Annotated in this window: 16 protein-coding genes and 1 pseudogene; 10 read left to right on the plus strand and 7 right to left on the minus strand. The window is 37.2% G+C overall.

Annotation, left to right across the window (positions count from 1 at the left end; all coding sequences use genetic code 11):
- Window positions 1–50: 50 nt before the first annotated feature.
- From QS62_RS09945 to fecE, 4 genes are read left to right on the plus strand one after another with little or no spacing between them, the layout of a single operon-like run.
- Window positions 51–944, plus strand: a complete 894-nt coding sequence (locus tag QS62_RS09945) for a Fe(3+) dicitrate ABC transporter substrate-binding protein (RefSeq protein WP_066109592.1) — start codon at window positions 51–53, stop codon at window positions 942–944.
- Between the two features lie 3 nt (window positions 945–947).
- Window positions 948–1,937, plus strand: coding sequence for an iron-dicitrate ABC transporter permease FecC (fecC, locus tag QS62_RS09950; RefSeq protein ID WP_066109594.1), 990 nt, complete (start codon window positions 948–950; stop codon window positions 1,935–1,937).
- On the plus strand, window positions 1,937–2,908 hold the full coding sequence (gene fecD, locus QS62_RS09955; RefSeq protein WP_066109597.1) for a Fe(3+) dicitrate ABC transporter permease subunit FecD: 972 nt from the start codon (window positions 1,937–1,939) through the stop codon (window positions 2,906–2,908). Before fecC ends, fecD begins: the two co-directional genes overlap by 1 nt.
- Window positions 2,908–3,675: a Fe(3+) dicitrate ABC transporter ATP-binding protein FecE gene (gene fecE / locus QS62_RS09960; RefSeq protein ID WP_066109601.1), complete on the plus strand. Its 768-nt coding sequence runs from the start codon at window positions 2,908–2,910 to the stop codon at window positions 3,673–3,675. The genes fecD and fecE overlap by 1 nt, the downstream gene beginning before the upstream one ends.
- Before the next feature lie 52 nt (window positions 3,676–3,727).
- Here the strand turns inward: fecE and rplS are convergent, their stop codons facing one another.
- From rplS to rpsP, 4 genes are read right to left on the minus strand one after another with little or no spacing between them, the layout of a single operon-like run.
- Window positions 3,728–4,075, minus strand: a complete 348-nt coding sequence (gene rplS / locus QS62_RS09965) for a 50S ribosomal protein L19 (protein ID WP_065238727.1) — start codon at window positions 4,073–4,075, stop codon at window positions 3,728–3,730.
- 32 nt (window positions 4,076–4,107) lie between these two features.
- Window positions 4,108–4,857 (minus strand): tRNA (guanosine(37)-N1)-methyltransferase TrmD, encoded by a 750-nt coding sequence (gene trmD, locus QS62_RS09970; protein ID WP_066109604.1) that lies wholly within the window; start codon window positions 4,855–4,857, stop codon window positions 4,108–4,110.
- Between the two features lie 44 nt (window positions 4,858–4,901).
- Window positions 4,902–5,432 (minus strand): ribosome maturation factor RimM, encoded by a 531-nt coding sequence (gene rimM / locus QS62_RS09975; protein ID WP_066109607.1) that lies wholly within the window; start codon window positions 5,430–5,432, stop codon window positions 4,902–4,904.
- Between the two features lie 24 nt (window positions 5,433–5,456).
- Complete coding sequence (gene rpsP / locus QS62_RS09980; protein ID WP_066109609.1) at window positions 5,457–5,705, minus strand: 30S ribosomal protein S16; 249 nt, start codon at window positions 5,703–5,705, stop codon at window positions 5,457–5,459.
- A gap of 312 nt (window positions 5,706–6,017) precedes the next feature.
- On the opposite strand from rpsP, the gene ushA reads away from it, so the two are divergent.
- The gene (ushA, locus tag QS62_RS09985; protein WP_066109612.1) at window positions 6,018–7,676 is read left to right on the plus strand and encodes a bifunctional UDP-sugar hydrolase/5'-nucleotidase UshA; all 1,659 of its coding nucleotides are present in this window, start codon (window positions 6,018–6,020) and stop codon (window positions 7,674–7,676) included.
- A 40-nt stretch (window positions 7,677–7,716) separates the two neighbouring features.
- On the opposite strand, the gene QS62_RS09990 is transcribed toward ushA, so the two are convergent.
- From QS62_RS09990 to QS62_RS10000, 3 genes are read right to left on the minus strand one after another with little or no spacing between them, the layout of a single operon-like run.
- On the minus strand, window positions 7,717–10,197 hold the full coding sequence (locus QS62_RS09990) for a DEAD/DEAH box helicase (RefSeq protein WP_066109615.1): 2,481 nt from the start codon (window positions 10,195–10,197) through the stop codon (window positions 7,717–7,719).
- The gene (locus QS62_RS09995) at window positions 10,187–11,704 is read right to left on the minus strand and encodes an Eco57I restriction-modification methylase domain-containing protein (protein WP_066109618.1); all 1,518 of its coding nucleotides are present in this window, start codon (window positions 11,702–11,704) and stop codon (window positions 10,187–10,189) included. Before QS62_RS09995 ends, QS62_RS09990 begins: the two co-directional genes overlap by 11 nt.
- Entirely contained in the window at window positions 11,679–12,437 is a 759-nt protein-coding gene (locus tag QS62_RS10000) for a DNA methyltransferase (RefSeq protein WP_066109624.1), read from the minus strand. Before QS62_RS10000 ends, QS62_RS09995 begins: the two co-directional genes overlap by 26 nt.
- Window positions 12,438–12,564: 127 nt before the next feature.
- On the opposite strand from QS62_RS10000, the gene QS62_RS10005 reads away from it, so the two are divergent.
- The 5 genes and pseudogenes from QS62_RS10005 (at window position 12,565) to QS62_RS10025 (ending at window position 18,614) form a co-directional block, all read left to right on the plus strand.
- A complete protein-coding gene (locus tag QS62_RS10005) occupies window positions 12,565–13,014 on the plus strand; it encodes a hypothetical protein (RefSeq protein ID WP_066109627.1) in 450 nt (149 codons plus the stop codon).
- Between the two features lie 100 nt (window positions 13,015–13,114).
- Window positions 13,115–15,281 (plus strand): annotated as a pseudogene (locus QS62_RS10010) (Tex family protein); the annotation flags it as partial.
- 320 nt (window positions 15,282–15,601) lie between these two features.
- Window positions 15,602–15,979 (plus strand): hypothetical protein, encoded by a 378-nt coding sequence (locus QS62_RS10015; RefSeq protein WP_066109632.1) that lies wholly within the window; start codon window positions 15,602–15,604, stop codon window positions 15,977–15,979.
- A gap of 176 nt (window positions 15,980–16,155) precedes the next feature.
- Window positions 16,156–17,217, plus strand: a complete 1,062-nt coding sequence (gene yedE / locus QS62_RS10020; RefSeq protein WP_066109637.1) for a YedE family putative selenium transporter — start codon at window positions 16,156–16,158, stop codon at window positions 17,215–17,217.
- 185 nt (window positions 17,218–17,402) lie between these two features.
- Entirely contained in the window at window positions 17,403–18,614 is a 1,212-nt protein-coding gene (locus QS62_RS10025; RefSeq protein ID WP_066109640.1) for an MFS transporter, read from the plus strand.
- Window positions 18,615–18,654 lie beyond the last annotated feature (40 nt).

The following is an 18,654-nucleotide window of genomic DNA, read 5'->3' on the forward strand; positions in this document are numbered from 1 at the left end:
ACAATAATTTGCTATTATTTTATTGATTAAATTAATTTAGGAGCTAATCAATGTTACATAAATTTCGTTATTTTTTTACTCTCACTGTTCTGTTGTGCTGTTCATTTTCTGCCATTGCAGTTACTGTAAAAGATGCCCAAGGTGAATTTACAATTAACACAACACCTAAAAGAGTTGTAGCACTCGAATATTCTTTTGTAGATTCGCTAGCAAATGTGGGTGTAAGCCCAGTGGGTGTTGCTGACGATAACGATAAGACTCGTATTTTACAAAGTGTGAGAAATAAAATTAATGATTGGAAATCTGTTGGTACTCGTTCTCAACCAAGCCTAGAAGCGATCGCTGAATTAAAACCAGATTTAATCATTGCTGACCAAAATCGACATAGTGCTGTATATGAAGAATTAAAGAAGATCGCACCAACTTTATTACTAAAATCTCGCAAAGAAACTTATCAAGATAACCTTGTATCTGCTCAAACCATTGCTGATGTTGTTGGCAAGTCACAAGAAATGCAAGCAAGAATTAAACAACATAAAGAAAAAATGGCTGAAATTGCCAAATCATTACCAAAAGTTCATGCAACAATAGGTATTTCTCGTGAAACCTCATTCTTGATTACAACCAATAAATCTTATACTGGTAGCCTGTTAGAAGCTTTAGGTTTTACTGTAGATAAACCACTAAATACAAAAGATGATGCTAATAATCCTGCTGGATTAGAACAATTAGCAACATCAAATCCAGATTGGCTCATTATTGTTCATTATAGAGATGAAAGTATCGCTAAAAAATGGGCAACTGAACCATTATGGCAAGCACTAACTGCTGTCCAAAAAAATCAAGTAATTAATGTTAATGATGCTGCACTATGGACTCGTTCTAGAGGTTTAGATGCTGCAGAAAATATTGCTGAAACCTTACAAAAAACAATGACAAAATAAAAGATGCGTAGTGTATTATTACGTTGGCTATGCCCCATTTTAGTACTTTTATTATTATTTTGGGGGAGCCTCTTTCTCTATTACCCATTAAATATATCAGCAAATGATGCTTTGTATACTTTATTCACTAATGCTCATAATTCCATTGCAAGCATTACTGTTAACAATTTACGAGTTCCTCGTAGTATTTGTGCAATGTTGATTGGTGCCTCTCTTAGTCTTGCAGGTGCACTATTACAAAGTATTACTAGAAATCCTCTCGCATCACCATCTTTACTAGGCATTAATTCTGGCGCAGCATTAGCAATGGTGATAGCTACTGCATTTAATCCTGCATTACTGTCATCATACAGTATTAGTTTTGTTGCAGCACTTGGAGGCGGGTTAAGTTGGCTATTAGTAATATCTATTAGTGCTGGCTGGCGAACCAACGTTGAAAGAAGTCGTATTGTCCTAGCTGGTATAGCAGTATCTATGTTATGCGCAGCACTTACAAAATTAACGCTCATTTTATCTGAAGATAATGCCTATGGAATAATGAATTGGTTAGCTGGTGGAGTCGGGCATATTCGCTGGGAAGCAGTCAAAATATTATTACCATTTACCCTTCCAGCAATCATTATTAGCATGATAATGGCAAATAAATTAAATATTTTAAGTTTAAGTGATGAAACGGCAACTTCTCTCGGCATCAACCTTTTCCAATTAAGAATTATCGTTAACTTGTGTGCCTTATTCTTAATTGGATCAACCGTTAGTATTGCTGGTCCATTTGCATTTATCGGTCTATTAGTTCCCCATATCGCACGTTACTGGATTGGTCATGATTTAAGAAAATCATTACCAATGTCTATAATATTTGGCGCAATTTTAATGCTCATTGCTGATACTTTAGCTCGTGCCATTACATTTCCAAATGAACTGCCTGCTGGTGCAATATTAGCACTTATTGGTGCACCATTCTTTGTTTGGCTAGCAAGAGGGAAACAATAATGAAATTGTCAGTATATTACCTTATATTACTGCTAAGTATTGTTACCTTACTATTTATGATCAGTTTAATATTTGGTACTTATACCTTATCTATATCTGATCTTATTTCAGCATTCACTAACGCGAATAGTAAAGATTATTTCACACTCATTGAATATCGTTTGCCTAGAGCATTGCTTGCTATTGTTCTAGGCGCTGCACTCGCTTTATCAGGAACATTAGTTCAAGCGATTATTAGAAACCCTCTTGCTTCACCAGAAATACTTGGGATCAACAACGCTGCTGGTTTAGCGGCTGTCATAATTTTATCTTTTTTTCCAACACTTTCTATTTACTGGTTGCCACCCATTACTTTTATTGCAGGTATTGCAGCTTTTCTGCTGCTATGGTTCTTATGTAGTTATCGTTTTTCTACTCTAAAAATGGCTTTAATTGGTGTAGCACTTTCTGCTTTATATGCAGCAATAACGCATTATATTATGTTAGCTAGACCACTAGAAATTAATCTTGCTATGCTTTGGCTAACAGGAAGCTTATGGGGAAGAAGTTGGGATTTTGTTTATATTGCCCTGCCATGGTTACTAATATTTTTACCCACTAGCATATTGTTAGGAAAATTTCTTGATTTGTTAGGATTAGGAGAAGAAAAGGCAAATAATCTAGGCGTAAATGTCCACCGTACACAACTAATCACGCTATTAATTGCTGTTGCTCTTTCAGCAACAGCAGTGTCAGTTTGTGGTCCAATTGCCTTCTTAGGATTAGTGGCACCACACATGGCACGAAAATTATTTGGCGGACATCACCATATATTAATTCCAGCATCTATTTTGATTGGGGCAATTTTATTACAACTCGCTGATATTATTGCTCGCACCCTTGCACCACCACTAGAACTTCCAGCAGGAATCTTAACAGCAATCATCGGTGCTCCTTATTTCTTTTTATTATTGATTAGGAAAAATAAATAATGCAACTTTCAACACATCAACTTACTGTTGGCTATGGTAAAAAAATTATCCTAAACAAGCTCAATGTCAATTTTCCTGATAATCAAATTACGGCGTTAATTGGACCCAATGGTTGTGGTAAATCAACACTCCTCAAAAGTATTGCTCGCCTTATACCAATCAAACAAGGTGAAGTATTATTAAACAATAAAAATATTTGGCACTACAGTGCTAATCAATTTGCACAACAACTAGCCCTTCTACCTCAACACCATATCACCCCAGAAGGCATTAATGTCCGATCTTTAATTAGCTATGGTCGCAGCCCTTATTTAAATTTATGGGGAAAATTGAAAGCAGAAGATAAAGAGAAAATTGAAGAAGCAATGGAAATTACTCAAGTCACTTCTCTAGCAAATAATCTAGTAACAGATCTCTCTGGAGGTCAAAAACAACGTGTCTTTTTAGCTATGGCATTAGCTCAAGATTCACCATTTCTGTTACTTGATGAGCCAACAACTTACCTTGATCTTAATCATCAAACAGAATTAATGAATATTATGCAATCGCAAAAAGCTAAGGGAAAAACAATCATCACTGTTTTACACGATCTAAACCAAGCTAGCCGATATTGCGATCACCTAGTCGTATTAAAACAAGGAACTTTAATTGCAGAAGGTGCACCCGAAACAGTAATGACGAAAGATCTTTTAAATAAAGTATTCTCTTTGCATGGAGAAATTCATCAAGATCCGATTAGCCACACACCTATGTTCATTTCCTATTAAAAATCTATAAAAAAGCCCTTGCAAGATACAAGGGCTTTAGAGAAAGAATCGATTAATTTAAACGTTCTTTAATACGTGCAGACTTACCACTACGTTCACGTAAGTAGTAAAGTTTAGCTTTACGAACGGCACCTTTACGTTTAACTACGATGCTGTCAACAACTGGTGAGTGAGTTTGGAATACACGCTCAACGCCAACACCGTTAGACACTTTACGTAAGGTAAATGCTGAATGCAAGCCGCGGTTACGAATCGCAATAACCACGCCTTCGAACGCTTGCAGACGTCTTTTACTACCTTCAACAACCCATACTTTAACTTCTAATGTGTCACCTGGACGGAAGCTAGGTACGTTTTGTTTTAATTGTTCTTGTTCAAGTTGTTTAATAATGTTACTCATAATAAATTACCTTATCCTAGATGTAACTGAATCTATTTCTTTTGCTGTTGATACTCTTGTTGAGCTTGTTGCAACAGCAACCTTTGTTCGTCAGTCAGAGCTAGGCTTTCTAATAGCTCAGGTCTGCGTAACCACGTTCGTTGTAATGACTGTTTTAAACGCCATTTACGAATTTCTTTGTGATTGCCAGACATCAATACTGGCGGTACTGTTAATCCATCAAGCACTTCTGGACGTGTATAATGCGGACAATCTAATAAACCGTCTGCAAAGGAATCTTCTTCTGCTGAAGCCTGTTTTCCTAATACACCCGGAACAAATCGTGAAACTGCATCAATTAATGTCATTGCTGGCAGCTCTCCACCGGTAAGAACATAATCACCGATTGACCATTCTTCATCAATTTCGGTTTCAATCACACGCTCGTCAATGCCTTCATACCGTCCGCAAACTAAAATCATTTTTTGATTTTGTGCTAACTGTTCGACACCCGCTTGATTAAGTTTTCGTCCTTGCGGCGAAAGATAAATCACTTTCGCTCCCTCACCTGCCGCTGCTTTTGCTGCCTGAATGGCATCCCTTAACGGTTGTACCATCATTAACATTCCCGGACCACCACCATAAGGACGATCATCAACCGTCTTATGTTTATCGTGAGTAAAATCACGAGGATTCCAACAATGCACTTGCAGGAGATTGTGCTTTATGGCTCTACTTGTTACCCCAAATTCTGTAATAGCTTTAAACATTTCTGGGAAAAGCGTAATTACCCCAATCCACATACGGATACCTCAATGTTCATTAAGCCAACAGGATCTTCCTGAGGTTAGAAACCAGCGTCCCAGTCCACCTCAATAACTTTGGTGCTGAGATCTACTCTTTTAACTACTGTATCAATGTACGGAATTAACCGCTCTTGTTTGCCGAAAGCATCTTTTGTATTTGTATTCGCATTCACAACTAATACATCATTGGAACCTGTTTCCATCAATTCTGTCACTTTACCCATATGATAACCTTGCAGATTGATAACTTCACAATCAATAAGATCGTGCCAGTAATAATCACCATCTTCCAATTCAGGAAGTTGGTTCAAATCAACACCAATTTCAATATTTGCTAATGTTTGCGCTTGTTCACGATCATCAACGCCTTTCAATTTCACAATCAAATCCTGACTATGATGACGCCAACCCTCAATTTCCGCTGGTTGCCATTGGTTTTTAATTTTCAAAAACCATGGTTGATAATCAAAAATACTTTCTGCATATTCGGTAGAAGAATAAACACGCAACCAACCGCGAATACCATAAGTCGAACCAAGTTTACCTACGACACCGATTTTTTGCTGTTCCATTACAACCACCTACGTTGTTCTAAATTAAGCTGCTTGTTGAGCTTCTTTTACTAAAGAAGCAACGCGATCTGATAAAGATGCGCCTTTACTCACCCAATCATTTACGCGATCTAAATCGATACGTAAACGTTCTGCTTTACCAGAAGCGATTGGATTGAAGAAGCCAATACGTTCGATGAAACGGCCATCACGAGGGCAACGGCTGTCTGCAACGACAATTTGATAGAATGGGCGTTTTTTAGCTCCGCCACGAGATAAACGAATGGTTACCATAACCTTCCTCTAAAATATTGATAGTAAAAAAAGAAAACCCCGTTCGAAGTAGGGGCGTTTGTTGTTTTTGTAGCAAAATATTTTTTAGATAAAAAACATCTGTACAAAAAGCCGTAGAATTTTACCGTTTTTTCCAGAAAAATCAATCATTGCCTTATTTTAGTTTCAATGATTAAAGAGATTTTCATATCATTTATGTATTATCTATATCGGAAAAATAACACACTATATTATTGATAAAACTTCTCTTTTTTTCAGTTAATTTGTTGCTTAGAATAGAACTTGCTGATTTACTTCAATGGAGGAACATCAATGAAATTGGCGAATCTACTTAAATTCTCAGCGGCAACCTCTCTTCTTGCAGTTTCATCTTTTGGCTATGCCTATCAAAAAGACCACACTTATCATTTCACTATTCTGCACACGAACGATTTACATGGTCATTATTGGCAAAATAAAAATGGTGAATATGGTTTAGCAGCACAAAAAACATTAATTGACCGTATTCGTGCTGAAGTAAAAAAACAAGGTGGTTCAGTAATTTTGTTAAATGCTGGTGATTTCAATACTGGCGTTCCTGAATCCGATTTACAAAATGCAAAACCAGATATTGAAGCCTTAAATATGATGGGCTATGAAGCCTTAACCCTAGGTAATCACGAATTCGATAACCCATTACAATTATTAGAAATGCAAGAAAAATGGGCAAAATTCCCATTCTTAGCAGCCAATGTATTCAATCAAAAAACCGGCAAACTATTAGTTAAACCTTACACCTTACTCAACAAGCAAGGCTTAAAAATTGCTGTTGTTGGCTTAACCACCGAAGATACTGCCAAATTGGGTAATCCTGAATTTATCTCAGCAGTAAAATTTGAACGTCCTGCAGAAGCAGCAAAAAACATTCTCAAAACATTAGATCAAAAAGAAAAACCTGATCTCAAAATCGCCTTGACCCATATGGGCTACTACCATAATGCACAATATGGTTCTAACGCACCTGGCGATGTTTCTATGGTTAGAGAGTTACCAAAAGGCGCCTTTGATATTCTGATTGGCGGACATACTCATGACACTGTATGTATTAATGCTGACGGTAGCTTCAATGCTCAATTCAAACCAGGTGACAGCTGTCAACCTCTATTAGAAAAAGCGACTTGGATTATGCAAGCTGGCGAATGGGGAAAATATCTTGGTCGTGCTGATTTCAGTTTCAGAAATGGCAAACTGACTCTTGAGAAATACCAACTTATTCCAATCAATCTTAAGCATAAAGTGAAAAAAGCCGATGGTTCTAGCGAGTATGTGCTTTATCAAGAAGAAATCCCAGCTGATGCAAAACTGTTAGCCCATTTACAAACTTACCAAGACAAAGGCGACAAATTACTTAATCAAGTCGTAGGTAGTGTAAATGGACGCTTAGAAGGTGATCGCGATGTGATCCGTTTCCATCAAACCAATCTCGGTCAATTAATCGCACGCTCACAAGCTGAACGAGCAAAAGCTGATATCGGCATTATGAACTCTGGCGGTATTCGTGCCTCAATTGAAGCTGGCGAAGTGACTTACAAAGATATCCTTACCGTACAACCTTTTGGCAATATCATCAGTTATTTTGAAATGAAAGGGAAAGATTTAATCGACTACTTAAATGTTGTGGCATTAAAAGAGGTCGATTCTGGTGCTTACCCACAATTTTCCGGTATCACGATGACAGTGGATCGCAAGGCGAAAAAAGTATCTGACATCAAAATTAATGGAAAACCATTAGATTTAGAGAAAGTTTATCGCGTTTCCGTACCAAGTTATTGTGCAGCCGGTGGTGATGGTTATCCTGTCGTTACCAACAACCCAACCTATGTTAATACCGGTTACGTTGATGCTGACAGTTTAAAAGCTTACTTCCAAGAAAACTCACCAATTGATATTTCAAAATTTGAAGCCAATTCGGGAATTGTTTATAAAGAGTAATCGTTATACTGGCTCAATGAGTCATTGAGCCAGTTATTCGTTAATTTAGATGCATATATTCTGATTGCGTAATTACGGTATCATAGCCTCCCACAAAATTTTCGTGATGCTTTCTAATACCTGTATATTCCAAACTTGCATCTTCATAACGCTTAAATTTATACACAGCATCATTCATTTGCGATTGATTAAATACATTCAAATTTACTAATAATTGGAAATCTCTTTGCGTTAAACCCGTAACAGATAAAAATAAATCAGGCTCTAACTCTTCTATCACTTCTCGTAAACTATGCTCACGTAAATCCGTTAAATACATAAATACTGGCACACGAGTGGCAAATTTAATCAGTTTTTCCTGAATTTGTTTACGCAATGATTGCCGTTCTTTTTCTTCCTCTTTAATTTCTTGCTTTTCTTTCGTAGTCAGATCACGCTCCTCAGCAATCGCATTTCTCTTTTTCTCTTTCACTGATTCCGTACGATTAATAATAGTCGCTATATCCTGATTTAATGAACGAAAGCCTTCGATTTTTTGTAATGCTGCCATCGCTTCTGGGTTATTACGCAAGCGGTCTAAGGTATCATTATCCACATTTACCAACATTGCACTTTCCCAACGTCGTGCTAACAAAGTTGCGGTAATCCCACTAAGGGTATAATCCAAAATATCTGCTGCATTAAATTGTTTCATTGAACCGCCGTCATAAGATAATACAGGTAAGAAATGGATAAACTCTGCAACTTGTTTTTCCGGATTACTCTCTTTTGGATTTAAACGTGTACTATATTCGCTGATCTGTGCTAATGCACGATTTAGTGCAAAATCAAAAACATAACAATAATCTTTAATCACTATTTCTTGTTGTTGATCATCTCGCATTGTCCAAGGTGTTTGTACACGAAATGCAGCTTGGAAATAAGTTTCAGGGCTTTTCAAATTACATAGCATAAAAATCCCTGACCATTCCGGAATTGATATACCTGTTAGTAATTTTCCACAACTTAAGGTAATGCTCTTGCTTTCCAATGGATTATCACCAATTGCATTACGTACTGGTGGTAACGCATTTTCACCTATGCCAGCTTGGCTACCAGCTGCAACTACAACCTTATAGTCGTGATAAAACTGATTTTGCGGTTGTGCTAATAAGTTTCGCATTGCAAAACAAGCTGCAACCGAAGGTAAAAACCAAACGGTATGCAATAAATTACCTAACAAATTCACATCACTATATGGCATCGGTGGTTTCTCAACACCAATATGTACTAGATGTTGCTCTCCACCGTAACGTAACCAATTTAACCATTGTTGCACTTCATTAATATATTTAAATTGTGCTTGTTCACCATCACCATTAGCAGCAAAAAATTCATTTAAATCAAATTCGTTATTTTCCCCTTTTTCTGCTACACGACGTAAATCTTCTGACATTTGATAGGTCATCATGACCATTTTCGGTAACGCTAAATAAGGATTTTTTGGTTTATTACCCCAATCAATTTTAGCTTGTTGTTCATCACTATAAGTCCAACTAAATACTTGTTCCTCAATAAACTCACCATCATTTAAAGCTCTAAATGGCGTACCTGAAAGATAAAGGTAATGATACGGCGTTAATCCTAGAATTTCTTCTTCAAATGCTAATTGATCAGCTAGTTCAGTATTCAGCTCGCCATCATCAAACTGTTCTTTGGTCTTGTTACGCCACGCACCATAGTGATACTCATCAAATACTACACAATCCCAATTAATTTCATAAATCCAACGATTACGAGCCTTAATTTTCCCAGTCGATGTTCTACCATGTAAATCTTGCAAAGATAAAAAACAGATCATTGGTTTATTAAGTTGCTCACTTCTCTTTTTTAATATCTCTGCTTGGTCAATATTTTGTTTATCAATAAATTGCCAATTCGTAAAATCAATATGTCGTTGTAAATCCTCTTGCCACGCAGTTTTTACCGCAGGCTTAAAAGTGAGGATTAAAATTCTACGCCAATTCATCTCTTTTACTAATTGATAAGTGGCGAATGTTTTACCAAACCGCATTTTGGCATTCCAAAGAAATTTAGGATCTTTATTTTTATTCTTCGGATCGTTTCTAAAGGAAGTGAAATAAGCTTTTGTTCGTGCTACTGCAGCTTGTTGTTCTGGACGCATCGCAAAATCAAAAATACGATTTTTTTGTGGCATTTTACGATTGCGTACTGCAATAATCGCCGCCATTACTGTTTCACGATCCGATACAAACCATTCACCCTCACTACGTTTAACACCCATTTTTTGCAAGGTTTGATGTACTTCATAATCATTAAAATAGGATCCATCTTCACGCACAGCCAATTCATTAATAACAATTTGATAACTTTTACTTGGTGTTTTAATCGGATATTGTTCAGCAATTCGTGTTTCTACATCTCGCTCGGTATAGCCTACTTTCAGCATATTAGGATAACGGCTATCGCTATAGGCATAAATTTTTGGTTGCTGTAAAGGTGATAGATAATTATTCGCCATCGCTCACCTCCATTGGTCGTATCATTGATTCAATAAAGGCGATTTCATCTTCTGTTAAGCCATATTTGGCATAAAGTTTTTGGTCATTCCATGATTGGGTAAAGTCTTGCATTGGGACAAGTTGATAAACACGCTGAGGTGCATCTTGTGTATTTTTAATTAACATAACCATAAAACGAAAAAATCGAGTCTGAATATATGACATTACGTTTTTAGCTATTATTTCATTATCAAAAGCACCAATTACCAAATATGTTTCAGAACAACATGTATTTGGTAAACCTAAAAAAGGAATATTTAAAATTTGATGAGGAAATCCTTCTCCTGCTCCATATGCACGAGTAATAAATATTTTATACTTATCGATCCATTCTTGATTCTTAATTATTTGAGTACGATTAACAAATCGTATACCTTTATTCACATAAATTTTTACAGTATTTTCTTTTGATAATGGATAACCTTTAAAATTCGTTGCAAATCCGAATGGTTTTCTAGGACTAATAAATTTATCAAAACTATCTTCATTAAATATTCGTACTTTATGATAAATACTAATTGCCTGATTACTACGAATGAAAATATCAAGATTTCTTTCTTGTAAATAGCGATTCCTTTCCGTAGTCCCAACTCCTTTCTCATAATTAACTACTTTACATTTACCTTTATATCCTCTTTGCCAAAGAAAATAACAAATTCCACCTTTAATCTCTACACCTGAAAAACAATCTTGTGAATTTGAAAAATCGTGTAATTGACGAATTTGTTGATCTTGTAACATTGTGGCTCGAAAATCATCAAGACCTTTACCACCAGCATACCAACGAGCTGGAATAATCATTACTAAATATTCAGGTTGTAATTTTTTCGCTTGTTCTATAAACAGGTGATAAATTGGACGAGCGCTCGCCTGGGCACCACCATCGCTTAACTGATACGGCGGATTACCAATAATGACATCAAATTTCATATCTTTATACTGTTCAAAAAAAGGACTATAAGAGTGAATAAAATGGTAGGCATGGCTTTCTAAATCTGTTTCACGTTGATACACTTCCTGACTAGCGCCACATTCTACACAGCGTCCGTTTTCCCATTGATGGGCTAACCTAGAATAGAAAATATTGCCATCTGGCTCAGAAAACGCATTACAAACAGAATATTCTCCATTGGCATGACGTGAGCAATATAGACTACGGCGGCTTAATTGTGCGGTTAGCTCAGTAATACCAATACCAAAAAGTTGTTGAGTAAAAATATGATTCAATCGTTGCTGTAAATCTGGAAAATAAGATTCAAGCCCTTTAATCAATCGTTTAGCAATTTCCCGTAAAAACACACCTGACTTACTACAAGGATCTAGGAAAGTCTTATTCGGATCACAAAACAATTCTGGTGGTAATAAATCTAATAATTGGTTAGCAAGCTGTGGTGAAGTAAACACTTCATCACTCGATAAATTTGCAATACAAGAAAGCACATCAGGATTGTAATTTTGCTTGTTCATTACGGTATTCTTCCTTATAAGTTTCACCAATCTCTAAAAAATCACAAACACTCGATTGATAGACGGAACGGTAAGGGTGAGGTAAAGCAGCATTAGTTTGATTATCACCATCTGTTCGGTACTGTTTCTCCACTAATCCCCAATATAGAAATTGCACACGTTTCACTTTACGTGCATTAATAAAACTCCATTGAGAAAAAATAATGGCTTTTTTGGCATACTCTTGTTGTGTTACTGGCAAATATTCAATAGGCGAAACTTCTCGTGTTTTTTCGACTTCCATTGTTAATGCATTGCCATGCACAATATTTAAGGTTAATAAACACTCTAATGTTGCCAGACATTCTGCTTTTATCGTTGTGGGGAATAACTTTGTGTATTCTTGTATTGCGTAATCCAATAAGCGCTGACGACAATGTTGTACATTGCTGGGCAGTAACTCAATTCCATATAAACTACTCACAGACAATACTAAATCTCGTTCATAGGAAACTTGACTACGTGGTGCAATGCGTCTGCCTTTTCCTTGATAATTTTGTGCTGCAATAACTAATTTTCTACGTAAGATTTCGATCAAAAAATTTCCTGTGCCACAAGCAGGTTCTAGAAATGTTGCGTCAAGAGATTGTGTTTGTAGCTTGACTAAATCCAACATTGCATTGACTTCTCGTTCCCGAGTATAGACTTCACCATAATCTGTGACACGTTGTTTTGAAACTATTTGTTTTTCCATGAAAAGCTATTTTTTCTTTTTTATCAAAAATAAAATAAAAATAATTTTGTAATTATTTTTGATCAATAAGTAACTTTTATCAATACTAGTTACAATTTTTTATGCGGTAATGATAGCTTTCGCAACTATGAAAAAAGACGAAAAAGCACTTCATTACCAACGTGACAAACAACGTTTTGCAGACACGCTAAAGAAAGGACTGATTGCTAAAGGTTATCAAGCAAGAGGTAATGTTCTAGAGCGGGAGTTTAATTTACGTTATCGTGGCACTCCAATTACTCCACATACTGCAGCTAAATGGCTACGGGGTGAGAGTATTCCTCGCTTAGATAAATTGCGTACATTGGCTATATGGCTTAATGTAGCGCTAACTACTTTTGTGTCTAACGAAACATTAGAAAAATTAGAAGAAGGTGAGGCTCGTCGCTCCAGCCCATTAGAAAAATATCGCTGGGAAAAATTATCTGATAATAAAGATAAAGCATTATTTAATCACTTCTTAGCATTACCAGAAGCACAGCAAAATGTTGTGAGAGAAGTAATCATCGCCTTATATAAACGCTATTGCGAAAAATAATAGATTTATACTCTACACAATAACTACTACAATTCTTCCTTTTCATTTTCACCAATCACCGCCTATAATTGTGCGGTGATTTTTTTGATGAAGTAAAACTATGTTAAATCAGACTATTAGCCAAATTATTGCAGATGAACTAAGTGTTCAGCCGAAGCAAATTCTTGCCGCTATTTCCTTATTAGACGAAGGCAACACTATTCCTTTTATTGCTCGTTATCGTAAAGAAGTTACTGGCGGACTTGATGATACTCAATTACGTCATTTTGAAACTCGTTTAATTTATTTGCGTGAGCTAGATGATCGTCGCCAAACTATTCTCAAATCGATTGAAGAACAGGGCAAACTCACTGATGAGCTACGTCAAGCAATTGAAAGCACGCAAAGCAAAACTGAGCTTGAAGATCTCTATCTTCCTTATAAACCGAAACGTCGTACTCGTGGACAGATTGCGATTGAAGCTGGTCTTGAACCGCTTGCCGATCTCCTTTGGCAACAACCGGATCATCATCCTGAAACCGCTGCACAAGAGTATATCAACGCTGATAAAGGCGTTGCTGATAGCAAAGCTGCATTAGACGGGGCAAGATATATCCTAATGGAACGTTTTGCGGAAGATGCACAATTATTAGCAAAAGTACGTACTTATTTAAGTAATAATGCAGAAATTGTTGCTAAAGTGATTGCGGACAAAGAGGAAGAAGGAGAGAAATTCCGCGACTATTTTGACCATCACGAATTATTAAAAAATGTGCCTTCACATCGTGCTTTGGCAATGTTGCGTGGACGTAATGAAGGAATTCTCACCTTGGCATTAAATGCCGATCCTGAACAAGAAGAAACAGCAGCAAGTTATTGTGAAGAGATTATTCGCCAACATTTAAACGTACAATTTACTGGTCAGCCGGCAGATAGCTGGCGTCAGCAAGTTGTTGCTTGGACGTGGAAAATTAAGGTTGCCCTACATTTAGAAACAGAATTAATGGCAGCGTTACGAGAAAGAGCCGAAGAAGAAGCAATTAATGTATTTGCGAAAAACTTAGTCGCTTTATTAATGGCAGCACCAGCTGGCGCTAAAAATACGATGGGGCTCGATCCGGGTTTACGTACAGGAGTAAAAGTTGCAATAGTCGATAACACAGGGAAATTACTCGACACTGCAACCATTTATCCTCACACAGGGCAAGAAGCACAAGCAGCAGCGACCATTTATCAACTTGGTAAGAAATATAATGTTGAGCTGATTGCAATTGGTAATGGTACAGCTTCACGTGAAACTGAACGTTTTGTTGCGGCAATTTTAAAAGCTAAACCTGACTGGCAAGCGCAAAAAGTCGTAGTGAGTGAGGCTGGTGCATCCGTCTATTCTGCCTCTGAATTTGCCGCACAAGAATTTCCACAATTAGATGTTTCATTGCGTGGTGCAGTATCGATTGCTCGTCGTTTACAAGATCCATTAGCAGAATTAGTAAAAATTGAACCAAAAGCGATTGGTGTTGGGCAATATCAACACGATGTCAATCAGTCACAACTGGCACGCAAACTTGATGCAGTTGTTGAGGATTGTGTAAATGCGGTTGGCGTTGATTTAAATACTGCGTCTGCACCATTATTGGCACGTGTTGCTGGAATGACGAAAACTCTAGCGCAAAATATTATTGCTTATCGTGATGAAAATGGTCGCTTTGCTGATCGTGAACAACTGAAAAAAGTACCACGTTTAGGACCAAAAGCCTTTGAACAATGTGCTGGTTTTATGCGTATTCTTAATGGTAACAATCCGCTAGACGCCTCTAGCGTACACCCAGAAGCTTATCCTGTGGTTGAAAAGATTTTACAGGCGACGACACAATCACTCGCTGAATTGATGGGCAATACCAGCACTATTCGTCAGCTAAATGCGAGTCAATTCACTGATGAACGTTTTGGTTTACCAACGGTTACCGATATTCTAAAAGAGTTGGAAAAACCGGGACGTGACCCACGTGGTGAATTTAAAACCGCAACTTTCTTAGAAGGTGTTGAACAAATTAGCGATCTTAAAGTCGGTATGATCTTAGAAGGAACCGTAACAAACGTTACTAACTTTGGTGCATTCGTTGATATTGGTGTGCATCAAGACGGTTTAGTACATATCTCTTCGCTTAGTGATAAATTCGTTGAAGATCCGCATGATGTAGTGAAAACAGGTGATATCGTCAAAGTAAAAGTATTAGAAGTGGACGTTGCTCGTAAACGTATTGCACTGACAATGCGCTTAAATGAACAAACTTCTCGCAATGAAAACACCGAGCACAAGGCGAAACCAGCAAAAAGATCAAACCACTCATCATCAACAATGGGTAATGTTTTTGCTGATGCGCTGAAAAATTGGAAACGATAAATCATTGTTTCCATTAAATATCATTAAATGAAAATCCTTTCCTTATATCTATTTTAAGGTGAGGATTTTTTATTAGATCAAAACAATTGATGAATAAAAATTGAACAACAAGGATATTCGATTTAAACTCATTATTGTTGTATATCTGTTTTTCTTTATTTTTTGTTCACTCACACTGTTGTGTTGTTAATTATGGAGATAAATATGCTAAACACTAAATTATTCACCGTTTTAATCGGATTTTCTGTTCTATGTGGACACGCTATTGCAGACACTGCCTCCTCAGAGGTTCACAATAGCAAAGCTTTAAATATCGAAAATATCAACAAATCCATCCAAGAAGCTTATAGTGGTCAAGGTGAAGGAGCTAAAGCACTTGAATCACAACAGAAAGCTTATACAACCATTTATAATGCGATTAAAAATACTAAACTCACTGATCCAGCTAAAAAAGAAATGAATAAACTATCTAAACAAGAACAAGAGGCAATTAATAAAAGTATGGACGGATGGACAGAAAGTCGAAAAAATCGTTGGCAACATAGCGGTGGACGTGTTGATATTTTAGAGGACAATAAATAACTTCATTCTTAGTTGAAAGGTACTACTTATGTGGTACCTTTATTTTTTTGATACGATTCAAACTTTTAAAAGCTGCAACTTTACTTGGTTAGATTTTACCCTATACTTTTTTTGTCTTTAATTGTCATTAAAGACATTTCAATTCTATAAATTTCTGATATCACAAAGGTCTAATTATGAAAGTTTTCACTTGGCCTGTGGTTGCAGGTGCTGCACTTGGTATCATTGCTCCACTTCTAACCTACGAAGGCAATCCTGGTAATATGGGTTTCTGCGCTGCTTGTTTCTTACGCGATACATCTGGTGCTTTGGGACTACATCGAGCCGTTCCACTTCAATATATCCGTCCAGAACTTATCGGTTTAGTTTTTGGTGCCTTAATCAGTGCTTTTTTGGCCAAAGAATTTAAACCTCGTGCTAGTTCTGCCCCAATTACCCGAATTATGCTAGGCTTCTTTGCTATGCTTGGTGCATTAATTTTTCTTGGCTGTCCTTGGCGTGCCTTTTTACGATTAGGTGGTGGTGACTTAACTGCTATTGCTGGAATTGCTGGCCTATTCGCTGGTGTACTTGGCGGTATATTCTTTGCAAATCGAGGATTCTCTTTAGGAAAATCCACTGAACAAAGTACAACCTCTGGCTTAATTCCTATTCTATTCGTTGCGGTACTCTTTATTTTCCTGATTACGAAATTTAGTTTTGGTGAAAATTTGCCAATCTTTTTCTCGGAAAAAGGCCCAGCTTCACAACATGCCAACCTGTGGTTATCTTTAGGTGGTGGATTAATTCTTGGTGTGCTCATGCAAAAATCCCGTTTTTGCTCAATTGGCGCATTTCGTAATTTTGTGTTATTCCGCGACGCTTATTTATTAAATGGTGTTCTTGCCTTAATTGTCTTTACTATCATTACCAACGTTATCTTAGGACAATTTAATTTAGGTTTTGAAAAACAACCGCTTGCGCATAATGATTATTTATGGAATTTCCTCGCTATGGCATTATGCGGGCTTTGTTTCTCCTTAGGTGGTGGTTGCCCAGGTAAGCAATTAGTACATCTTGGTGAAGGTGACAATGATTCAGCACTCTTTATCTTAGGAATGTTATTAGGCGCTGCTGCCGCACATAATTTCTCTTTAGCTGCTTCTGGTGCTGGTGTTAGCCAATTTACTCCATATGTGGTGCTTATTGGTTTTGCATTTTGTATTTATGTCGGTTTTACCAATAAAGCTAAAGCCTAACGATTATTGATAAATATGGCTATCTGATTGATACCACAAGATAGCCATATTTTATTCATCAACTTCTACTTTTCCCCTCTTGCATAACGCTATAAATCTGCCTAAAATTAGCCAATTTTTGCCCAGTGAGGCAGGAAGCTATCTTACAGTTAATCAAGTTGCCAGTGAGCAACAAAGGACAATTTATGAAACAAAAAGTTGATGCGTATGGCTGGAAAGCCTTGCTTGGTTCTGCTGTCGGTTATGCAATGGACGGCTTTGATCTTCTTATTTTGGGCTTTATGCTCACCGCAATTTCCTCCGATCTTCTTCTTACCCCTGCACAAGCTGGTTCTTTAGTTACCTGGACATTAATTGGCGCTGTTGCTGGTGGTATTATTTTTGGTGCATTAAGCGACCGTTTTGGACGCATTCGAGTCTTAACTTGGACAATCGTACTCTTTGCAGTTTTCACTGGTTTATGTGCTTTCGCTCAAGGTTATTGGGATCTCTTGATCTATCGTACTATCGCTGGTATCGGTTTAGGTGGTGAGTTTGGTATCGGAATGGCGTTAGCTGCTGAAGCATGGCCAGCGAGACATCGTGCCAGAGCTTCTGCATATGTTGCACTTGGGTGGCAAGTTGGCGTATTAGGCGCTGCATTATTGACACCAGCATTATTACCGCATATTGGTTGGCGCGGGATGTTTATGGTCGGTATTATTCCTGCTTTCGTCGCTTGGTATTTACGTTCACACCTACATGAACCCGAATTATTCGTGAAAAAACAAGCAAGCCAAACTCAAACTTCAATCATTAACTCATTCAAACAATTAATCAAAGATAAAGCAACCTGCAAAGTAAGCCTTGGTGTGGTGGTATTAACTTCAGTACAAAACTTCGGCTATTACGGTATTATGATTTGGTTACCAAATTATCTTTCTAAACAACTTGGCTTTAGTTTAACTAAATCAGGCATCTGGACTGCGGTTACTATCTTAGGAATGATGTTTGGAATTTGGTTATTTGGCCAACTTGCTGATCGTATTGGACGCAAACCAAGTTTCTTACTGTTCCAATTAGGGGCAATCATCAGTGTTGTACTTTATTCACAACTCACTACACCAGAATTGATGTTAATCGTAGGTGCATTCTTAGGTATGTTCGTAAACGGTATGATGGGCGGTTATGGTGCATTGATGTCAGAAGCTTATCCAACTAAAGCACGTGCCACTGCACAAAATGTTCTGTTTAATATTGGTCGTGCCGTAGGTGGTTTTGGCCCTGTGGTAGTTGGTGCTTTAGTTTCTGCTTATTCATTCCAATTTGCGATTGCTTTCTTAGCACTTATCTACTTTATTGATATGCTCGCCACTTTCTTCTTAGTTCCAGAATTAAAAGGGAAAGTGTTGGAATAAATCTACGCTATTCACTTATATGGAAAAGGCTGTATCGCAA

It is taken from the genome of Gallibacterium salpingitidis (genome assembly GCF_001678495.1).
Lineage (GTDB): Bacteria > Pseudomonadota > Gammaproteobacteria > Enterobacterales > Pasteurellaceae > Gallibacterium > Gallibacterium salpingitidis.